At 60.0% G+C, this 19,016-nt stretch carries 19 protein-coding genes and 2 tRNA genes; 8 read left to right on the top strand and 13 right to left on the bottom strand.

Annotated features, from left to right (window positions below):
- Positions 1 to 13 precede the first annotated feature (13 nt).
- The gene (locus I6L34_RS17180; RefSeq protein WP_216955050.1) at positions 14 to 790 is read left to right on the top strand and encodes a BPL-N domain-containing protein; all 777 of its coding nucleotides are present in this window, start codon (positions 14 to 16) and stop codon (positions 788 to 790) included.
- Positions 791 to 971: 181 nt separating this feature from the next.
- Here I6L34_RS17180 and I6L34_RS17175 read toward each other — a convergent pair whose 3' ends face one another.
- On the bottom strand, positions 972 to 1,121 hold the full coding sequence (locus I6L34_RS17175) for a hypothetical protein (protein WP_005338159.1): 150 nt from the start codon (positions 1,119 to 1,121) through the stop codon (positions 972 to 974).
- Between the two features lie 443 nt (positions 1,122 to 1,564).
- On the opposite strand from I6L34_RS17175, the gene I6L34_RS17170 reads away from it, so the two are divergent.
- Positions 1,565 to 3,664, top strand: coding sequence for a hypothetical protein (locus I6L34_RS17170; protein ID WP_042080991.1), 2,100 nt, complete (start codon positions 1,565 to 1,567; stop codon positions 3,662 to 3,664).
- A 77-nt stretch (positions 3,665 to 3,741) separates the two neighbouring features.
- Here the strand turns inward: I6L34_RS17170 and I6L34_RS17165 are convergent, their stop codons facing one another.
- The 7 genes from I6L34_RS17165 to I6L34_RS17135 form a co-directional block, all read right to left on the bottom strand.
- Positions 3,742 to 4,950 (bottom strand): NupC/NupG family nucleoside CNT transporter, encoded by a 1,209-nt coding sequence (locus I6L34_RS17165; RefSeq protein ID WP_216955049.1) that lies wholly within the window; start codon positions 4,948 to 4,950, stop codon positions 3,742 to 3,744.
- Positions 4,951 to 5,308: 358 nt separating this feature from the next.
- Positions 5,309 to 5,734 carry a glutaredoxin-dependent arsenate reductase gene (gene arsC / locus I6L34_RS17160; protein ID WP_042054966.1) on the bottom strand — a complete coding sequence of 142 codons (426 nt, stop codon included), beginning with the start codon at positions 5,732 to 5,734 and terminating at the stop codon, positions 5,309 to 5,311.
- A 75-nt stretch (positions 5,735 to 5,809) separates the two neighbouring features.
- Positions 5,810 to 6,874 carry an ACR3 family arsenite efflux transporter gene (arsB, locus tag I6L34_RS17155; protein ID WP_005338173.1) on the bottom strand — a complete coding sequence of 355 codons (1,065 nt, stop codon included), beginning with the start codon at positions 6,872 to 6,874 and terminating at the stop codon, positions 5,810 to 5,812.
- A gap of 109 nt (positions 6,875 to 6,983) precedes the next feature.
- The gene (arsA, locus tag I6L34_RS17150) at positions 6,984 to 8,747 is read right to left on the bottom strand and encodes an arsenical pump-driving ATPase (RefSeq protein ID WP_216955048.1); all 1,764 of its coding nucleotides are present in this window, start codon (positions 8,745 to 8,747) and stop codon (positions 6,984 to 6,986) included.
- A gap of 27 nt (positions 8,748 to 8,774) precedes the next feature.
- Positions 8,775 to 9,143 (bottom strand): arsenite efflux transporter metallochaperone ArsD, encoded by a 369-nt coding sequence (gene arsD, locus I6L34_RS17145; RefSeq protein ID WP_167564785.1) that lies wholly within the window; start codon positions 9,141 to 9,143, stop codon positions 8,775 to 8,777.
- A gap of 4 nt (positions 9,144 to 9,147) precedes the next feature.
- Positions 9,148 to 9,516, bottom strand: coding sequence for a helix-turn-helix transcriptional regulator (locus I6L34_RS17140; protein WP_005338181.1), 369 nt, complete (start codon positions 9,514 to 9,516; stop codon positions 9,148 to 9,150).
- A gap of 256 nt (positions 9,517 to 9,772) precedes the next feature.
- On the bottom strand, positions 9,773 to 10,171 hold the full coding sequence (locus tag I6L34_RS17135) for an META domain-containing protein (RefSeq protein WP_216955047.1): 399 nt from the start codon (positions 10,169 to 10,171) through the stop codon (positions 9,773 to 9,775).
- A 157-nt stretch (positions 10,172 to 10,328) separates the two neighbouring features.
- Between I6L34_RS17135 and I6L34_RS17130 the strand changes: the two genes are divergently transcribed.
- A complete protein-coding gene (locus I6L34_RS17130) occupies positions 10,329 to 10,808 on the top strand; it encodes a hypothetical protein (protein WP_058057750.1) in 480 nt (159 codons plus the stop codon).
- A 3-nt stretch (positions 10,809 to 10,811) separates the two neighbouring features.
- On the opposite strand, the gene I6L34_RS17125 is transcribed toward I6L34_RS17130, so the two are convergent.
- Both I6L34_RS17125 and I6L34_RS17120 read right to left on the bottom strand, forming a co-directional pair.
- Positions 10,812 to 11,291, bottom strand: a complete 480-nt coding sequence (locus tag I6L34_RS17125) for a putative 4-hydroxy-4-methyl-2-oxoglutarate aldolase (RefSeq protein WP_118854119.1) — start codon at positions 11,289 to 11,291, stop codon at positions 10,812 to 10,814.
- A gap of 42 nt (positions 11,292 to 11,333) precedes the next feature.
- Positions 11,334 to 11,741, bottom strand: a complete 408-nt coding sequence (locus I6L34_RS17120; protein ID WP_118854787.1) for a DUF3293 domain-containing protein — start codon at positions 11,739 to 11,741, stop codon at positions 11,334 to 11,336.
- Between the two features lie 396 nt (positions 11,742 to 12,137).
- Between I6L34_RS17120 and arcA the strand changes: the two genes are divergently transcribed.
- Positions 12,138 to 12,857 carry a two-component system response regulator ArcA gene (gene arcA, locus I6L34_RS17115; RefSeq protein ID WP_005338193.1) on the top strand — a complete coding sequence of 240 codons (720 nt, stop codon included), beginning with the start codon at positions 12,138 to 12,140 and terminating at the stop codon, positions 12,855 to 12,857.
- A 161-nt stretch (positions 12,858 to 13,018) separates the two neighbouring features.
- Here arcA and I6L34_RS17110 read toward each other — a convergent pair.
- Together I6L34_RS17110 and I6L34_RS17105 are read right to left on the bottom strand one after the other, a co-directional pair.
- Positions 13,019 to 13,093, bottom strand: a tRNA-Gly gene (locus tag I6L34_RS17110).
- 15 nt (positions 13,094 to 13,108) lie between these two features.
- A tRNA-Gly gene (locus tag I6L34_RS17105) sits at positions 13,109 to 13,182 on the bottom strand.
- A gap of 201 nt (positions 13,183 to 13,383) precedes the next feature.
- Here I6L34_RS17105 and cydD point away from each other — a divergent pair.
- The 4 genes from cydD to I6L34_RS17085 all read left to right on the top strand — a co-directional run bounded on the left by cydD (position 13,384) and on the right by I6L34_RS17085 (position 17,818).
- Positions 13,384 to 15,153, top strand: coding sequence for a cysteine/glutathione ABC transporter permease/ATP-binding protein CydD (gene cydD / locus I6L34_RS17100; RefSeq protein ID WP_216955046.1), 1,770 nt, complete (start codon positions 13,384 to 13,386; stop codon positions 15,151 to 15,153).
- Positions 15,146 to 16,876 carry a cysteine/glutathione ABC transporter ATP-binding protein/permease CydC gene (gene cydC / locus I6L34_RS17095; RefSeq protein ID WP_216955045.1) on the top strand — a complete coding sequence of 577 codons (1,731 nt, stop codon included), beginning with the start codon at positions 15,146 to 15,148 and terminating at the stop codon, positions 16,874 to 16,876. The genes cydD and cydC overlap by 8 nt, the downstream gene beginning before the upstream one ends.
- A 174-nt stretch (positions 16,877 to 17,050) precedes the next feature.
- Positions 17,051 to 17,422: an Rcs stress response system protein RcsF gene (rcsF, locus tag I6L34_RS17090; protein WP_013723982.1), complete on the top strand. Its 372-nt coding sequence runs from the start codon at positions 17,051 to 17,053 to the stop codon at positions 17,420 to 17,422.
- 9 nt (positions 17,423 to 17,431) lie between these two features.
- Positions 17,432 to 17,818 carry a DUF488 domain-containing protein gene (locus tag I6L34_RS17085; protein ID WP_216955044.1) on the top strand — a complete coding sequence of 129 codons (387 nt, stop codon included), beginning with the start codon at positions 17,432 to 17,434 and terminating at the stop codon, positions 17,816 to 17,818.
- A gap of 158 nt (positions 17,819 to 17,976) precedes the next feature.
- Here I6L34_RS17085 and I6L34_RS17080 read toward each other — a convergent pair whose 3' ends face one another.
- On the bottom strand, positions 17,977 to 18,975 hold the full coding sequence (locus tag I6L34_RS17080) for an NAD-dependent epimerase/dehydratase family protein (protein ID WP_216955043.1): 999 nt from the start codon (positions 18,973 to 18,975) through the stop codon (positions 17,977 to 17,979).
- Positions 18,976 to 19,016: the final 41 nt, after the last annotated feature.

Below are 19,016 nucleotides of genomic sequence, written 5' to 3'. Positions count from 1 at the left end.
GATAGTGGCAGCGATGAATGTATCAAAAAGCGTCATGCGGATTGCGAGCGTTATCAGCCTTTGGTTAATGACAGGATGCATGGCAGAGGCCGCCTCTGCGCAGCCGCAGCAAGAGCCGTATGCGCTGATCTATAACGGGCCGGTTTCTGATGGGGATAGCACCAGAGCGATTGCAGATGTGGTCAGGCAGGTGGGCTTGCCGGTCAGGTATCTCTCCAATATCGAGGCGCTGCCTGCAGAGCTCGATCATGCCAGGGTGTTTATCGTTGGCGGTACTGAGGACGATGTTGAGCCGCTCCTCAACGCCTTCACCCCGGACGCTCGTTCGGCGTTAAAAACCTATTTGCAGAACGGCGGCCGCTACCTCGGGATCTGTGGGGGTGCCTTTGTGGCATCCACCGGCTGGTCTGAAGAAGAGGGCTTTGTGCCGGCGCTGGGCCTTGTTCCTGCGACATCCGATGATTATGACGGCGACTTTAGCGCCAGGATCTTCCCGATCAGCTGGCTTGGTGAAGAGCGCCAGATGTATTACCAAGCTGGCCCGCAATTTACGCCGGTGCCAAGCCCCGAGCAGGTCAAGGTTATCGCCCATTTTCAAAACCATCATATTGCCGCGCTGATCAGCTCATACGGCAAAGGCAAGGTGGCCGTTTCCGGGCCACACCCCGAAGCCCCCGAATCGTGGAAAGAGAATGCGGTGGATGGCGACAAGATGGAGTCGAATATTCATCTGGCTGCAGGACTCGTTAACGAGTTGCTCTCCGAAAAGCCCGTCACCCATTCGAAGTAGTCGCGCCCCTACGCCCCTGGATGTGACCCCATTGCTCGGCCCGGAAGTGAGGGTACCCAATCAGCTGCTATCCATAAAAAACCACCGACCTGCAAAATGCCGGTGGTTTTTTTATCGGTGGTAGATAACGGGTAGCCGATACAAAGGGTTCGCTACCTCAACTTTCGCCCGGGAGCGAGCACTACTCTTCCTGCTCCTCCGGTTGTCTCTCCTCACCCCGTATCTGTAGCAGCTCTTCGACCCTGGCTTGCCACTTGTCGTGGGCCTGTTTGCGCTCCTGCTGCATAAATGCTTCTCGCATGGTGTCGATTTTCTGGTCAAGTGTTTCCATCAGAGTGTCTCCTTGTGTGACCGCGTAAAGACTGGCTGACGGCGCGTTGGCCAACCTGCTCCCCTAATCTGACACCGCTAATGCCGTTACTGCCCAATCAAATAATCGATTGGAAGTGCTAAAACCAATCTAAAAATTCTTTTTCATGTATGCGCCACCACGCCAGTGCAAGGGAAACAGTCCGCTCAGAGCGGGATGATCCGGCGCGCGGCCAACACATGATTGAGTGCAGTCGTCCCCCTTTTCAGGGGAATGGGGCACCGTCACCTAATCCGTCCGTTGAGGAGTACCGGCAGATTTGCGGGGTGTTGCTGTGCCCATGATCACACAGTCACAACTCTCACCCTCCTCTCACCGCGCCCCCGCTTTTTATCATCTAGAGTTAGCGGGCAGTGCAAAGCTGCTGATTTATATACATTCGCCGCCAAGAGGGATCTTTTTTCATGACCGAGCATATCGATCTGCTACCTATCAACACGGATGATGAGCAGGACGCAGGCAACCGTTACCTCTACTACACCGAAGGGGATCTGGCCCGCATTCTCGCCAATCTGGAGCAGCTGCGCCACGCGGTATTTCCGGCCGCCATCGGAGAGAGCGAAACGGGCGCCGCCGTGCCCCACAACTTTCCGTCCGTCTGTCTGGTGGGGCTGGGACGCTGCGGCTCCAACATCGCGCAGGATGTGGCCTCGCTGGTCTACAACGCCCGCAGCTTTTATCTCAATGAGTTCAACAGTGAAGAGCAACGCAAGCGGGAGAAGGAGTTTGGCCCGGTGAGCTGGATCCGGCGCAACCTGCGACTGCCAAACAACGGGGCCCGGCCGGTCTTTCTGATCGAGCCCATGGTGATGCTGGGGGATCTGGACAAGGACATCGATGGCCGCATCCGTCACTCCAATCGCAGCGGCGAAGGTGGCTCCTTGCGTGACTACGCCAAGATGCGGGTGATGGACTTGTCGGAGATCCACGCGGGAGGCGCGGGTAACGCCCCCATCCTGGGCCAGTATCTGGCCAAGATCATCCTCAACAAGAGCCCCCACTACTTCGCCAACTCCGAGTGGCAGGCCATTCATACCTATCTGGTCGACTCCTGCGGCATCAAGGCCAACCAGTCCCGCCTCTATTTCTACATCTTCAGTGCCGGGGGCGGCACCGGCTCCGGCATGGCCTCCGAGTTCGGGCTGGCCCAGCAGTACTCCTACATGAGCAAGACCTTTTCGCCCCCGTCAGAAGAGGAGGAACACCTCTCCCTCGGGGAACACTTCATGTTCGATCCCATCTTCACCAGCGGCATCTGCATCCTGCCCAATATCTGTGATCGGGGTATCGAGATCTCGGAAGCGCTGCACATCAACGCGGGGCGCCTGCTGTGCAAATACCTGGCCGAGGAGTGGGACTTCTCCTATCACTTCGACAACGAGCAGGCGTGCGATGCCAGCATGCTCAAGCGGATCAGGCCCTGGAATGCCATGATGCTGATCTCCAACGACATCATGCGCTACGCCGAAGAGAGCGACGATGGCGAGATCCAGCACGTTGACGTCAACACCATGGAGAAGTACGCCAACCAGTACATTTCCCAGCAGATCTTCAACATTCTTACCGCTCAGGCCGTCACCACCGACTACGACGAGAACTACTTTCGCCGGGCGGGCATCGATATCAGCGAAACCATTCGGCTCGATGCCAACGACCTCTTTATGAGTCTGGCGGGGCCGGTGGCGGTGGCATATGCCGAGTCCATCTCTCCCCCCGGCGGCCTGTTTGACAAGGAAGACGGGCTCAATGTGGACGATCTCTTCACCCGTTCCATCGAGCTGCCCCACTTCAACAAGATGACCCAGGCCATCGAGGGGATCAGTCTGCTGCCCATCGAGGCGGGCAACTATCGGGAATATCTGGACGACTATGTGAAAAGTGGCCATGACCCGGCCCACCTCAACGAGCTGCACTTCTTCAAGAACTGCTCATCGGTGGTGTCGATCATCTCCCTGCCCAAGGAGTACAAGCTCTCCTATATGGATCTCAACCGGCTCAAGTCTCACCTCAACGGGCTCTTCCCCAATACCACCCTCAAGCGCTATGCGCTGGTCATCGGGGCGTCGGCCAACATCTCCCTCACCACCCTGATCGTCAAGAGCCCCTGCCTGAGCGATGACTTCCTGACCCTGATCGTGGCCTTTATCAAGCGCTGCTTTGCCAAGGATCACTATCGCTTCGATGAGCATCTGGACAAGGCGGTGATCGAGATGATCTGCAATGAGGAGTGGAACGATGCGCTGCTCGACAGCATGCTCAACGAGTTCGAGAACCCGGCCAAGATCCTCGATACCAACTGGTACGCCATCAAGCCCATGTATGAGAAGAAATATCGGGAGCTTATCCGCGAGAAAGAGAAGTTCGTCTCCATCAACGATATTCGCCTCAGCCGTGAGTCGGTGAAAAAGGCGCTGCTCTATCTGCGGGAGATCTATCGCCACCGGGTCAGCAAGACCCGGATCCTCTCCCTCAACCCACGGCTGGGGGAAGCGAACGCTCGCTAGCACCCTGCCCATAAAGCAAAGCGCCCGCCCCAGATGGGGCGGGCGCTTTTTTACTGGCGCAGCCTCGTTTTATCTCATCAGAGGGAGACAAAGATCCCGGCCAGGGTGGCGCTCATCAGGTTGGCGAGGGTCGCCGCCAACACTGCCTTGAAGCCCATATTGGCCACATCGTGACGGCGCTCCGGCGCCATGGTGCCGATGGAGCCGAGTTGCACCGCGATGGAACCCAGATTGGCGAAACCGCACAGCACGAAGGTGATGATGATCTGGGTGTGGGCGCTCAGATCGGCCTTGATATTGGCAAAGTCCAGATAGGCGACGAACTCGTTCATGATCACCTTCTGACCAATCAGGGAGCCTGCCGCCATCATCTCGCTGGCCGGCACGCCAATCAGCCAGGCCACCGGGGCAAACAGATAACCCAGCAGCTGCTGCAGGGAGAGATCGGCCCAGCCGAACCACTCGCCGACGGTGGTGAGACCGGCGTTGATCATGGTGATCACGCTGACAAAGGCGAGCAGGATAGTGCCGATGGCCACGGCGATCTTCATGCCGCCCATGGCGCCGCCCGCCAGTGCGTCGATGGCGTTGCTGTAGTCGCTCTTGTCGAGGGTGATCTCGGTCTGATCGCTCACCTGCTGCTGCTCCGGCACCAAGAGTTTGGCCATCAGCAGGCCACCCGGCGCCGCCATAAAGGAGGCGGCGATGAGGTATTTCAGATCCACCCCCAGACCGGCGTAACCGCCCAGCACCGAGCCCGCCACCGAGGCCATGCCGCAGGTCATCACCGCAAAGAGTTCAGAGCGGGTCATACCGGCAAGGAAGGGACGAATAAGCAGCGGTGACTCACCTTGCGACAGGAAGATGTTGCCGGTGGCCACCAGGGATTCGGCGCGGCTGGTGCCGAGCAGGCGGTGAATGGCGCCGCCCAATACCCGGATCACCCACTGCATGATGCCGAAGTGGTAGAGCACGGCGATCAGTGCGCTGATAAAGATCACCAGCGGCAGCACCCGCACGGCGAAGATAAAGCCGTTGCTGGCGAGATCGCCAAACACGAAACGGATGCCGCTGTCGGCAAAGCCGAGCAGGGCGGAGACGCCATTGCTCATGGCACCGAGCATGATTTGTCCGGGGGGGAAATAGAGCACCAGCGCGGCAAAACCGGTTTGCAGGGCGAGCGCACCCAGCACGGTTCGCCAGCGGATGGCTCGGCGGTTTTCACTCGCCAGCCAGGCGATAAACATCAGGGCCAGCATACCGACCAGACTCAATAACAGTGTCATCTTGCACCTATGAAGAGAGGAGTTTCATATGGCAAGTCTGCAGACAGGCGTCGCGGGCGATCCGGCGGGAGAGGTGCCGACCCACGCGACACGCAGACCACAAACCTACAGGTTAGTGGCGGGTCCCATCCTGGGGTCATTCACGTTCCGGGTGACAGCATGTATCGGGTGACGCCAGCGCCGTCGCAGGGGGAAATGCGACCGGGTGGCAGGTCGGGCGGCGATGGTACAGTGATCATCGTCACAGAAAAAGCGGTAAAACGATTGGCCGGAGTAACTTTTTCAACTTGTTTACACAACGAAACAGGGCCAGCGTGACGCTGGCCCTGTTTCAATCCGTACTTGAGTACTCAGATGATTACTTGAGGCGCTTGCCGCTCGCGTCCACCACCTGCTCGCCATCTTCCTTGGCGAAGGCCCCTTTTTGCTGATCGGGCAATATATCGAGCACCACTTCCGACGGGCGGCACAGCTTGGTACCGAGGGGCGTGACCACGATGGGGCGGTTGATGAGGATGGGGTGGGCCAGCATGGCATCGATCAGTTCATCATCGCTGAAACGATCTTCCGCCAACCCGAGCGCCTCGTAGGGGGGCACGTTCTTGCGCAGCAGATCGCGCACCGGCATGCCCATGGCGGCGATCAGCGCCACCAGCTGGTCACGGGAGGGGGGCGTCTCCAGATAGTGGATGACAGTGGGCTCGACGCCGCTGTTGCGGATCAGCTCCAGGGTGTTGCGGGAGGTACCACATTCCGGGTTGTGATAGATGGTGATTGCACTCATTTGCGTGTCTCTCATTAATCAAGTGAATAGAAAATGGATAGCATCAGTTCGCGGCCATCTGTTAGCTGCCATCAGTTAACGGCTCAGCCCCGCTTCGTACCAGGGTTTGCTGGCGTTAACCACCCGCACCACCAGCAGCATGACCGGCACCTCGATCAGTACCCCGACCACAGTGGCGAGCGCCGCGCCGGAGTGAAAGCCGAACAGGCTGATGGCGGCGGCCACCGCCAACTCGAAGAAGTTGGAGGCACCGATCAGGGCGGAAGGACAGGCAACCGAGTGCTTCTCCCCCACCTTGCGGTTGAGCCAGTAAGCCAATCCCGAGTTGAACAGCACCTGGATCAGAATGGGCACCGCCAACAGGGCGATAACCAGCGGCTGCTCAATGATGGCGTTGCCCTGAAAGGCAAACAGCAGCACCAGAGTGAGCAGCAGGGCCGCCACCGACCAGGGCTGGATGCGGGTCATGACGCCGTCAAAATGGGCCTCACCCTTTTTCAGCAAAGCCTTGCGCAGCAGTTGGGCGATGATCACCGGGATGACGATATAGAGCACCACAGAGGTGAGCAGGGTATCCCACGGCACTATGATGCTGGAGACCCCGAGCAGCAGCGCCACCAGCGGCGCGAAGGCAAAGACCATGATGAGGTCGTTCACCGCCACCTGCGACAGAGTGAAGTAGGGATCGCCGTTGGTAAGGCGACTCCAGACAAACACCATAGCGGTGCAGGGGGCCGCCGCCAGCAGGATCAGGCCCGCTACGTAACTGTCGAGCTGATCAGCCGGCAGCCAGTCGGCAAACAGCACGCGGATAAAGAGCCAACCGAGGAAGGCCATGGAGAAGGGCTTGACCAGCCAGTTGATAAAGAGGGTGACCCCAATGCCCTTCATGTGGCCCTTCACCTGATGCAGGGCGCCAAAATCGATCTTGAGCAGCATGGGGATGATCATCACCCAGATCAGCAGCCCCACCGGCAGGTTGACCTTGGCCACCTCCATGGCACCGATCGCCTTGAAGAGATCCGGCAACCCCTGCCCAAGCCCAATCCCCACCAGAATGCAGAGGGCGACCCAGGCGGTCAGATAACGTTCAAAAAAGCCGATGGCAGGCACGGCCTTGGCATCACATGTTGCAGACATCACAGCTCCCGATGCGGCGCAATTCCGCATCTTCTATTGGTTCAAAACACGGGTTTATAACAAGTAACGGCATATTCAAACCGCCCCGGCAGCAGACCGGGACGGCGACTCAATGGTGCTGGCAGAGGCGGCGCAGGGCATCGGGCCCCACCGGCTCCTCGGCGAGCAGCGGCACCACGGCGTAGCGGCTGGCATGTTGCTGCTCGACCGCCTCGATATGGGGCAACTGGCGCTCGGCCCGCAGTTGCAGCAGCGGCGAGCTGACCGCAGCTTGCTGCAAGCTGTGGTTGATGAGCCAGCCCCAGGGCTCGATACCGGCCCGGCGCAGATCGGCCTGCAGATTGGCCGCCTCCTGCACTGGCGTCGGCTCGGGCAGCGTCACAATCAACACCTTGGTCTGCTTGGGATCCTGCAACTGCATCATGGGGGTGGTGAAGTGCAGCCCCTTGTTTCCCATCTGGCGAGCGATCTCCCTGTGGTAGGCGCCGGTGGCGTCGAGCAGCAGCAGGGTGTGGCCGGTGGGGGCGGTATCCATTACCACGAAGCGCTTGCCCGCCTCGCGAATGATGCGCGAGAAGGCCTGGAACACGGCGATCTCCTCGGTACAGGGGGAGCGCAAGTCCTCCTCCAGCAGTGCCCTCCCCTGCTCGTCCAGCACAGCCCCCTTGGTGGCCAGCACCTGGGCGCGGTAACGCTCGGTCTCGGCGTGGGGGTCGATGCGGCTCACCTCCAGATGATGCAGGCTACCTGCCAGCGTCTCGCTCAGGTGTGCGGCGGGATCAGAGGTGGTGAGGTGCACCGGCAAACCGCGACTCGCCAGCTCCACCGCCACGGCGGCCGCCAAGGTTGTCTTGCCTACCCCGCCCTTACCCATCAGCATGATAAGGCCATGACCATCGGCGGCCAGCTCGTCCACCAGTGAACTCAGCTCGGGCTGGGTTGGCAGATGAGCTGACGTTGCCAGTGATACCTGCGCACCAGCATCCTGTGGTTGCAGTAGCTGGCGCAAACTGTCGAGCCCCACCAGATTGGTGGCCAGCAGCGGGATATGATCCTGCGCCAGCCCCTTTATCCCCTGCGGCATATCGGCAAGAGCCCGTTGCTCGCGCTGCCAGAGCGCCATTGCCAGCGGATCTCCGGCAATAGCGCCTTCGGGGAAGAGGCCATTGATCACCAGTTGCTGGTTCAACAAGCCGATAGCAGCCAGCTCCTCGTGGGTGCGAGCCACTTCCCGCAGAGTGGATTGCTGGGCCCGCGCCACCAGCACCAAGCGGGTGCGAGTGGCATCAGCCAGGGCGGCGACCGCGTCGGCATACTGGCTGCGCTGCTTCTCCAGCCCCGCCAACGGGCCAAGGCAGGAGGCATCCCCCTTGCCCTGCTCCAGAAATTCGCTCCAGGCTCCCGGCAGTTGCAGCAACCGGATGGTGTGACCGGTTGGGGCCGTATCAAAGACGATATAGTCATACTCGGCCAGCAGCGTTTGGTCGGTCAGCAGGGCGGTGAATTCGTCAAAGGCGGCAATCTCGGTGGTGCAGGCTCCGGAGAGCTGTTCCTCGATGCTGCGTACCACGCTCTCGGGCAACTTGCCACGCACCGGCCCGACGATCCGCTCCCGATAAGCTTTGGCCGCCGCGGGGGGATCTATCTCCAGCGCCGACAAACCGGGCACAGCAGCGATGGCGGTGACGCGATTACCGATCTCGGTGGCAAACACCTGCCCCACGTTGGAGGCGGGGTCGGTGCTGACCAGCAGCACCCGCTTGCCAATATCACAGAGAGCCACCGCACTGGCGCAGGCCAGCGAGGTCTTGCCCACCCCGCCCTTGCCGGTGAAAAAGAGAAACGGCGGTGGATTGGTCAGAAAATGGTACATAGCCTCTCCCGAATGGTGCGTCACGACTCAGCAGCAACCGCTGCCAGAGCAGCAGCCGCCCTTGACGATCCCCTTGATGGCCGCTTGCGGCGCAGGCAGCCCGGCATAACGAGCCAGCTCGCTGCGGCTCGGATAACGGCCGGTCAACACCACCTGTCCCTCCACCAGCACCAGCGGCAACCCCTCCTCCCCGGCGTGGGTCAGAAAAGCGCTGACGGCAAGCGTCTCGGCAAATTGCATCGGCTGCTGGGCCAGATTGAAACGCTCGATGGCAACGCCCTGCTCCTTGGCCCAGGCGAGGTCGGCTGCGAAGGTGACCAGTGCCTGATCAACCTCGGTACCGCAGACACCGCTGGAGCAGCAGAGGGCGGGATCAAAAATCTGAATGGAGGACATGGCATTACTCCTTGTTGCAGCAGGGCTGCGCAGGCAGAACATGGGGGGAGCAGGCTGACTCGGCACGCATCACGCCGCACGCCTCGGGATGACCGGCGCAGCACTCCTCGGTAAGGTAGGCGATCACATCCAGCATCAGGGGAATATTGGCGCGGTAGCGCAGAAAGCGCCCCTCCTGCTCCACCGACAGCAGACCGGTGTTGAGCATCGCCTTGAGGTGAAACGAGAGGGTATTGGGGGCAATATCGAGCTCGCTGGCCAGTTCACCGGCGACCCGCCCCTCCAGCCCGGCCTTCACCAGCAGCCGCCATACATCGAGCCGGATGCCGGATGCCAGCGATTCAAAGACCTTGGTGGCCATCTCTTTGTTCATCTTCACTCCCCTTGGTGCGACCTTTCATTTCAACTATACAAGAATTATTGAAATGATCAAGATACGTACCGAAGCAAAGATACGAGGTTCTGGCATCAAACTAGGCAGAAAGGGGAGTCCACGAGTGAACAACAGTAGCGGACGACCACGCAGGGTTCATCGCAGATAAACAGACGCCCTCAAGAGGGAGGGCGTATCAGAGCGTTTGACCCGCCAGCACAGTCAGCGCTGTCGGGCAATCAGACGAACGCGTGCCTTATTTGGCAGCAGGCACTGCGTTAAAGGTGAGCAGGGCCGCCTTGTTGGCATCGCTCAGAGTCAGCTGGTTGCCGTTGATGGAGTAGGTTGCCACCTTCTCCAGCTTTTGCAGGAACTCGGTCTCTTTGTTCATGGCGTCGCCGATGCACATCATGCGAGTGGAGCCCATGGTGCCCAGCGTCAAGACACCGTCCCCCTGCTTGGTGATACCGCCAAAATAGCGGTTGCAGCCGCCCTTGCCCGCCACCTTGCCGTCGACCACTTGCAGGGTGAAGGTATCGCCGGTGGCGCCTTGCAGCTGCCAGCTGGATGCTTGCAGTTGAGCCATGCTGGAACCTGTTGCCATTGCGCAGCCTCCCAGTGCCAGCGCGGCCAGCAGAGTCAGTTTCTTGTTCATGGATTCACCTCTTAATGATTAGAGCCATCAATACGGCAGCCTGTTTATCATGGCTGGCGCCCATGCCAAAGGATTTTATTGTGATCTCCCTTCACTTTACTACCAGCTGGCATGTGCCATGCTTAGGCTCAGTTCCGGACCCAGGGAGGGGAAACGAATGGTCAAATCACTCATCATCACACTGCTTGCAACCTGCGCCAGCATGGCCGCACAGGCCGCCGACTGGGCAGTGGTTCAGCCGCAATCCAACCCGTCTCTCTATGTCAAAAGTTACTCGGGTGTGCTGCTCAATGGCCATAGCCATCACAGCGACAATTTTGATCTCTGGCTGGTCAATAGCGGCTATCAATATCCGGTGGTGGATGATGTGACCCTCTTTATGGAAGCGGGCCCGGCGGTGGCGGATCAGAATCGCACATCCGGTTTCAATATGAGTTCGGGGGTACGCTACCAGCTCTCTCCGGCATTCAATATCGGCAGCCAGATCAGGCATCTCGATCTCAACAAGGCCAGCACCCTGCTGGAGCTCAACTCCAGCCTGCTGCTGACCCCCAGACTCTCCCTCACCGCCAACTACGGCGTCAGCGCCATCACTGCCGATCAGGCGCTGAGCCTGGGCGTCGGCTTCAATTTCTGATGATCACAACAGCGGCGTGGCGCTCACCACCACGCCGTTGCGATCCGCATAGACATAATCCCCTTCGTGGATGGTCACCCCGGCAAAGCTGACCACAGCCCCCAGCTCTCCCAATCCCCGCTTCTCGGTCTTGACCGGACAGGCCGCCAGCGCCTTGACCCCGAGCGCCAATGTCGCCAGGGTGCCCACATCCCGCGCCGCGCCGTGGATCAGGATCCCCTCCCACCCCTGCTCCACCGCCTTGACCGCCAGTTGATCGCCAAGCAGCGCACGGCGCAGCGAGCCGCCGCCGTCGATCACCATCACCTTGCCGTGACCGGGGCGGGTCACCAGATCCCGCACCAGACTGTTGTCTTCATAACAGGAGAGCGTTACGGCGCGACCATAAAAGAGGGCCTTGCCGCCAAAATCCTGAAACACCGGGTCGGCCACTTGCAGCAAGTCGCCATGTTGATCGCAGAGGTCGGGCAGGAGATCCAGCATGATTTGATTCCTTTCAGATACATGAATGTGTTCATTCTTTCATCAGGCAAGGTTTCTGGCAATCCAGAAGGATTCAATATTGCCCAGACAAACTGCTGATTTATCCATCAATACTGGTGTCAGCCAGAGCTGGCCATCCTCCACCCAGTAGATGGCGTTCTGGCCAAAACTCGCTGCCAGCTGACGAGCTTGTGGCAGGGATAGCGCCACCGCCAGCGATGACTCCTGCCAGCGTTCGTCCGGGTCAGATCCCCAAAACGGCCCCACCACGGGTACCTGCAAATCCACGGTCAGATGGCGCCACAGTGCCCGTTCCCGCCGTATATTGCGTCGTTGTGTGACCCACTGGCTGGCCGGATTCCAGGCTGTGATGATGGCAAAAGCAGACCAGTCTAGTGGCTCAAATGGCGCGATAAAGCAGATTTTCTTGTAGTTTTCCCACAAATTCATGTCAATCACATGTTACATTCCATTACATTTTGTAGGGGCGAAAACCCGGTTCAGGCCAAGTATGATGCAGCTGTACCAGGGTTTGACCTATATCAAATCAGAGTTAAAAAGTTGCTATCTGACGGCAAAGAGTGTTGTTATGCTCCTGTTAACTGATAAAATGCGGCCACTTTCGTAATGGACGACCTTTCCAGGCTCTGCTCGACCAGACTTGTCGGGAACCTATAAGTGGCACAGGGATACTTGCCGGTACTGATGCCTAATTCGCGATATTCCGACCTGACTCTCATACCCAGGATGACGTAATAAATTTTCAGGATCAGTCAGGAAATCGGTTTGAAACGCCAAAGAGTGTTAAATTTAAGATAATTAACTGATAAGAATCTGGGAATACTCATGCAAACACCACACATTCTGATCGTCGAAGACGAGCTGGTCACACGCAATACCCTGAAAAGCATTTTTGAAGCCGAAGGCTACATCGTGCTCGAAGCCAACAACGGCGACGAAATGCATCAAGCCCTCACTTCCCACACCATCAATCTGGTGATCATGGACATCAACCTGCCGGGCAAGAACGGCCTGCTGCTGGCTCGTGAACTGCGTGAGAACGACAACATCGCTCTGATGTTCCTGACCGGTCGTGACAACGAAGTGGACAAGATCCTGGGTCTGGAGATCGGCGCCGATGATTACATCACCAAGCCGTTCAACCCGCGCGAACTGACCATCCGTGCCCGCAACCTGCTGAGCCGCACCATGAACGTAGCAGCCGGTGGCGAAGAGAAGAAACTGGTTGAGCGCTACCTGTTCAACGGCTGGGCGCTGGATATCAACAGCCGCGCCCTGGTCAGCCCCACTGGCGACATGTTCAAGCTGCCGCGCTCCGAGTTCCGCGCCATGCTGCACTTCTGCGAAAACCCGGGCCAGATCCAGACCCGTGCCGAGCTGCTGAAGAAGATGACCGGCCGTGAGCTCAAGCCCCACGACCGTACCGTCGATGTGACCATCCGTCGCATTCGCAAGCACTTCGAAAGCGTCAACGATACTCCGGAGATCATCGCCACCATCCACGGCGAAGGCTACCGTTTCTGTGGTGAGCTGGAGCAGGAATAAGCTCCCGCGACGCTGTTGATCTGAAAAGGCGCCTCGGGCGCCTTTTCTGTCTCTGCGGTTTGCCTTAAAGCTGAGAAACCGTGAGCGTGACGTTGAACGGTGCACAGGATAGATGAAAAACAAAAAGCCCACTCGCAGGAGTGGGCTTTTTGTTTTGAAGCTGGAGCGGGCAGCGGGAATCGAACCCGCATCATCAGCTTGGAAGGCTGAGGTAATAGCCATTATACGATGCCCGCCTGGCATCTGAAATTTGGAGCGGGTGATGGGAATCGAACCCACGTATGCAGCTTGGGAAGCTACCGTTCTACCATTGAACTACACCCGCGTCAGGGCTCCTACTATATGCATTTTGCCGCCGAGCGCAATGGCGCCTTTGCCACTTTTTTCAATAAATCAATCTGTTCGGACAAGGATTGAACAGACGGTTGCTTTTTCAATCAAACATTTTCAACACAGATAATTTACAAGGTTGCCAAGGCCAAACGGCAAGGATAGTCTTGCGCCACTCGACGCGAGGATGGTGGTAATGGATAAAAAAACGCAAAAACGTCTCTATGGCTGGTTGCGCAAGCAATCGAGTCACGGTCGCCGCTGGATCACGATATCCATCGCTTTTGGCCTTGGCCAGGGCATTCTGATGGTGGCGCAAGCCTGGCTGCTGGCGACCCTGTTGCACGGCTTTATCATCGAAGGCTCAACGCCTGAGCAATCCATCACGCTCTTTATTACCCTGCTGCTGGTGACGCTTGGCAAAGCGGCGCTGGCCTACGGCCGCGAAGTGGCCAGTTTCAAGGCGGGCAGCGCGGTGCGCCAGACCATCCGCCAGCTGGTGCTCACTCGCTTGAGTCGTCTCGGCCCTGCCTATATCCAGCGCCGTCCGGCCGGTAGCTGGGCCAGCCTGTTGCTGGAACAGATTGAAAACATGCAGGATTTCTTCTCCCGTTATCTGCCGCAGATGGCCATCGCCGTCTTTATTCCGGTGGTCATTCTGGTGGCCGTGTTCCCGGTCAACTGGGCGGCGGGCCTGATCCTGCTCGGCACAGCCCCTCTTATCCCCATCTTTATGATCCTGGTAGGTGTGGGCGCCGCCGATGCCAACCGCCGCAACTTTCAGGCGCTGGCCCGTCTCTCCGGCCACTTCCTCGATCGGCTGAAGGGGCTGCGCACGCTGCAACTCTTTATGCGTACCCAGGCAGAAGGTGACGCCATTCGCGACGCCTCGGAAGATTTTCGCGAGCGCACCATGGAGGTGCTGCGCCTGGCATTTTTGAGCACCGCCGTGCTGGAGTTCTTCGCCGCCATTTCAGTCGCGCTGGTCGCCGTCTACTTCGGCTTCTCTTATATCGACCATCTGAACTTTGGTAGCTATGGGGTCAAGGTCACCCTCTTTACCGGTCTGTTCGTGCTGTTTCTCGCCCCCGAGTTCTACGCCCCGCTGCGGGAACTGGGTGCCCACTACCACGCCAAGGCGCAGGCTATCGGCGCTGCCGAGCAGCTGCTTGAATTTCTCGAAGCCGAGGTGAGCGAACCGGCCGCAGGCACGGCGCCGTTCCATGCCGACAGCCCTGTCAAGGTAGAAGCAAAAGGGCTTGAAGTGCTGAGTGCCGAGGGCAAGGTGCTGGTCGGCCCCATCGACTTCACCCTGGAAGCCGGTTCGCGTACCGCCCTCATCGGCGTCAGCGGCGCAGGCAAAAGCTCGCTGGTCAACGCCCTGCTTGGCTTTGCCCCCTATCGCGGCGAGCTCAAGGTCAACGGGCAGGAGCTTGCCACCCTCGACATGAGCCAGTGGCGCCTGCAACTGGGCTGGCTCTCGCAAAACCCGCAGCTGTTCCACGCCTCCTTGCGCGACAACCTGCTGCTGGCCAAGCCAACGGCCAGCGATGCAGAGCTGGAAGATGCCCTGAAACGGGCACAGGCGTGGGAATTTGCCATGGAGAAGGGGCTCGACTATCCGGTCGGCGATCAGGCGGGCGGCCTCTCGGTCGGTCAGGCCCAGCGCCTCGCCCTGGCCCGTACCCTGCTCAAATCAACCCAGCTGATGGTGCTCGATGAGCCGACCGCCAGTCTGGATCGCCACTCCGAACGCGCCATCATGACCACCATTGAGCAAGTGATGGCTGGCCAGACCTTGCTGATGATCACCCACCGTCTCGACCAGCTCACCAAGATGGACAAGATAATGGTGCTGGCCCGCGGCCAGTTGGTGGAGCAAGGCAACTTCCAGCAACTTAGTTCTGGGCAGGGGCCTTTTGCCCGCCTGCTCTCCCAACGTTCCGGAGGTTCTCTCGATGAGTGATCTGTTGCCGTTTCTGCGCCTCTATCGCCAACACTGGCTCAGCCTCACCATTGGTTTGCTGCTGGCGCTGGTGACCCTGGCCGCCGGCATGGGGCTGCTCTCACTCTCCGGCTGGTTCCTCTCCGCCGCCGCCGTGGCAGGGATGACAGTTGCGACGACCCATGCCTTTAACTACATGACCCCTGCAGGCGGGGTGCGCTTCTTCTCCATCGTCCGCACCGCCGGTCGCTGGGGTGAGCGGGTCGTGAGCCACGACGCCACCTTCAGGGTACTGACCCGACTGCGGGTCTGGTTCTGGCAGAAACTCTCGCCGCTATCCACCGGTACCCTGGCCGGTTTCCGTCAGGCGGATCTGCTCAACCGACTGGTGGCCGACATCGATGCGATGGATCACGTCTATCTGCGGCTGATCACCCCCATAGGCGCGGCCCTGCTCAGCACCGCCGGACTGGTCTTCTTCCTGTCGTTTTTCGACAGCCGCCTCGCCCTCACCCTGGGTGCCATTCTGCTATTTGGCATGATTGCCCTGCCGCTGGTGTTCTACTTCCTCGGCCGTCGCCCCGGTCAGGCGCTGATTGCGGAAAAATCAACCCTGCGTACCCGGATGGTGGACTATCTGGATGGTCAGGCCGAGCTGCAGATGTTTGCCGCCGCCCCCAAGGCGCTGGTTGAGCTGCAACAGGCCGAACAGGCGCTGCTCGTCGCGCAGGCCCGGATGGCCAAGGTGAGCGGGCTGGCCAACTTCTCGGTGCAACTGCTGAGCGGCTGGACCCTGACCCTGATGCTCTGGCTGGCCGGTCATGGGGTAGCGGGTGCTGCGCCCGACCCCATTACAGCACTGATGGTCTTTGCCACCCTGGCAAGCTTCGAGGCACTGATGCCACTGGCGGGGGCTTTCCAGCACCTCTCCACCAGCCTCACCTCGGCACGCCGCCTGAACGAGATCCTGCAAGAGGCAAAAACCCCCGTGTGGGGCGACGAGCAGACCCACGCTACCGCTGGCGCGCTGCAGATCAATGACCTCTATTTTGGCTACCCCGGCAACCCTCAGCCGGTGCTGCGTGGCTGCACCCTGCAACTGCACGCCGGTGAGAAGCTGGCGCTGCTGGGCCAGACCGGCTGCGGCAAATCGACCCTGATGGGGCTGCTGACCCGGGAGTGGAGCCCGCAGGCTGGCAAGATCCTGCTGGGTGGCAAGCCGCTCACCGACTATAGCGAAGGGGCGCTGCGCGCCTCCATCTCGGTGGTGAGCCAGCGGGTGCACCTGTTTGCCGATACCCTGAGGGGCAACCTCAAACTGGCCGCCCCGACCGCCTCTGACGAGCAGCTGATTGCGGTGCTGACCCAGGTCGGACTGGCCAATCTGCTGGAAGATGAGGCGGGCCTCGACGCCTGGCTCGGTGACGGCGGCCGCCCCCTCTCCGGTGGTGAGCGTCGCCGTATCGGCATCGCCCGCGCCCTGCTGCACGATGCGCCGCTCTGGCTGCTGGACGAGCCGACCGAAGGGCTAGACAGCCAGACCGAGCGGGAGATCATGGATCTGCTGTTCCGGCTTGGGGCAGATCGCACCTTGCTGCTCATCTCCCACCGTCTGCTGGGGATGGAGCAGATGGACCGGATTGCCCTGATGGAAGAGGGACAGATCCGCCTCTGCGCCCCTCACAACGAGCTGCTGGCGGATGATTACTACCGCAGCCTCTATCAGCGACTGGCTCCTGTTTGATATCAGGCTGATATCAGCCTGATGGGGCTCACACCCTGACAACAGGGCGCAAAACGGGGCTGGTCGCCACAGGCGGCTGGCCCCTATAATGTCCCCCTCATTATTCAACAAGATGCCGACATGGAGCGCCTGCGCATTTCTACTGTCCTCATCACCGACACAAGATACGAGACGATGAAACGCCTGATCCTGATGATGCCCCTGATTGCCTCCGGCTGTGCCAACTACGCCTTCAACAGCAATCTGGATAAAGAGAACTTCGACGAATACTTCAAACCCGGTAGCGTGCGCATCTATGAACAGGATGAGCTGGCTGACCTCAACTACCTCTACCTCGGCACCATCGAGGGTGAATCCTGCCAGGCCGATGCCAACCAGCCGGTGCCCAACGCCGGTGAAGCGCGCACCCTGGCTCGCCGCCGCGCGGCCGACATGGGTGGCAACGGCGTCACCATCGACAAGTGCGCCGAGTTCAGCGACACCCCGGGCTGCCTGAAACAGGTGATCTGCTACGGGCAGGCGCTGAAAGTGGCCGAAGAGAAGTAACCCACTGTCATGGCCCTCGCTATCGTTCGCCTTGGCAGTCCGCGCCTGCCCGATGAGGGGCTGCGGATCGGCACGGTGCGCCGCCCACCCCGCGGCGTACCCAAGAGCAAATTTGCCAGCCAGCATTGGTACGATGTCTGGTTCCCCAATCTGGCCCCCAGCTGCGAGACCATGAAGCTGGGGCAGGCAGCCGAGACACCCGCCCAATGGGCGGCGTTTGGCAAACAGTACAAGGCCGAGATGGCGCAACCTGCCGCCAGGCACGATCTGGCGCTACTGGCCGCCCTCTCTCATACCACCAACCTCTCGGTGGGCTGTTACTGCGAGCAGGAGTCCCGCTGCCATCGCACCATTTTGAAAGAGCTGCTGGTAGCCGCGGGGGCCGCCATTCGCTAACTCGGTGAGCGACAGCGATGTGATGGGGAATCGCGTCAGCCTCTATTCGGCAACCATCAGGCATGGATAGACAGAGAGGGCATCCCGCGGGATGCCCTCTCTCGTTGTATTCACACCTGCTGCGCCACGCTCGGCAGCAGCGGCTCGATGCCCCTCTCCTATTGCAGACTGGGTTCCAGCAACTGCTGCCGCAGCGAAGTCTCCTCGGCCTGAGTCATGGCATGTTCCGCCACCCCGGCGGCAGGCTCGATGGCCAGCCAGTGGGCAAGGTCGGCGGCGGTCTCCTCCAGCGGCCGAAAGTTCAATCCCTTAACGATGGCCGCCTCGGCACTTATAGAGCCGTAACCGGCAAACTCCGCCTGCGCGCAGGGCAAGAGGGTGGGATAGCTCTGCCAGGGCTCGATACCGGCCGCCATCAGGGTCGGCCAGGGCAGCCACTCGGGCTGGATGGGGCTGGCTGGCGGCAAGCGGGCGCTCAGCCGCTCCAGCCAGTCACTCAGGGTAATGCCGGGTTTGAGCAGGTTGAAAATGCCTGACAACTGCTGTTCGGCCGCGCGCAGCACAAACTCGGCGCAGTCGCGCACATCCAGATACTGCAAGCGATCCTCGCCACTGCCCGGCAGCAACCAGGGCCCACCCTGCTGCACCCGCCTCACCCACCAGGCCATGCGCCCGGTGGGATCATGGGGGCCGCACAGCACACCCGGGCGCAAGATGCAGAGCCGAGCGCCCCAGCGGGCGCGATACTCCTGCTCGCACAATACCTTGAGCGGGCCATAGTCAGTGGGCATCTCCCCTTCGGGGATAGCATGCAGCGGCGCCGACTCATCCATTCCGGGCAGCGAAAAATCGCGATAGACGCTGATGGTGGAGATAAAGATCAACCGAGCGCAGCGCCCGAGCAAGGCGGCCGAGAGGCTTGCCGCCTGCTCGGGGCGATAGCAGCAGGTATCGATGACGAGATCCCACTGCAACCCGGCCCCTTGCAGGGCGCTCAGCCTCTTGTCCCTGTCGCCGATGAGCTGCACCAGATCGCGCCAGTCCGGATGCTGGTGCAGGCCACGGTTGAACAGAGTCACTTCATGGCCCCAATCCAGCGCCAGCGCGGTGAGGTGGCGCCCCAAAAAGCCGGTGCCACCGATAATCAGCAGTTTCATCCCTCTCCCTCCCCCTTCGGCGCGAGTGCGCATAATTCATC

Origin of the sequence: Aeromonas sp. FDAARGOS 1404, from assembly GCF_019047085.1 — a bacterium.
GTDB lineage: Bacteria > Pseudomonadota > Gammaproteobacteria > Enterobacterales > Aeromonadaceae > Aeromonas > Aeromonas veronii.
Note: the sequence above shows the minus strand (reverse complement) of the source record. Positions and strands in the feature narration are given on the sequence as shown.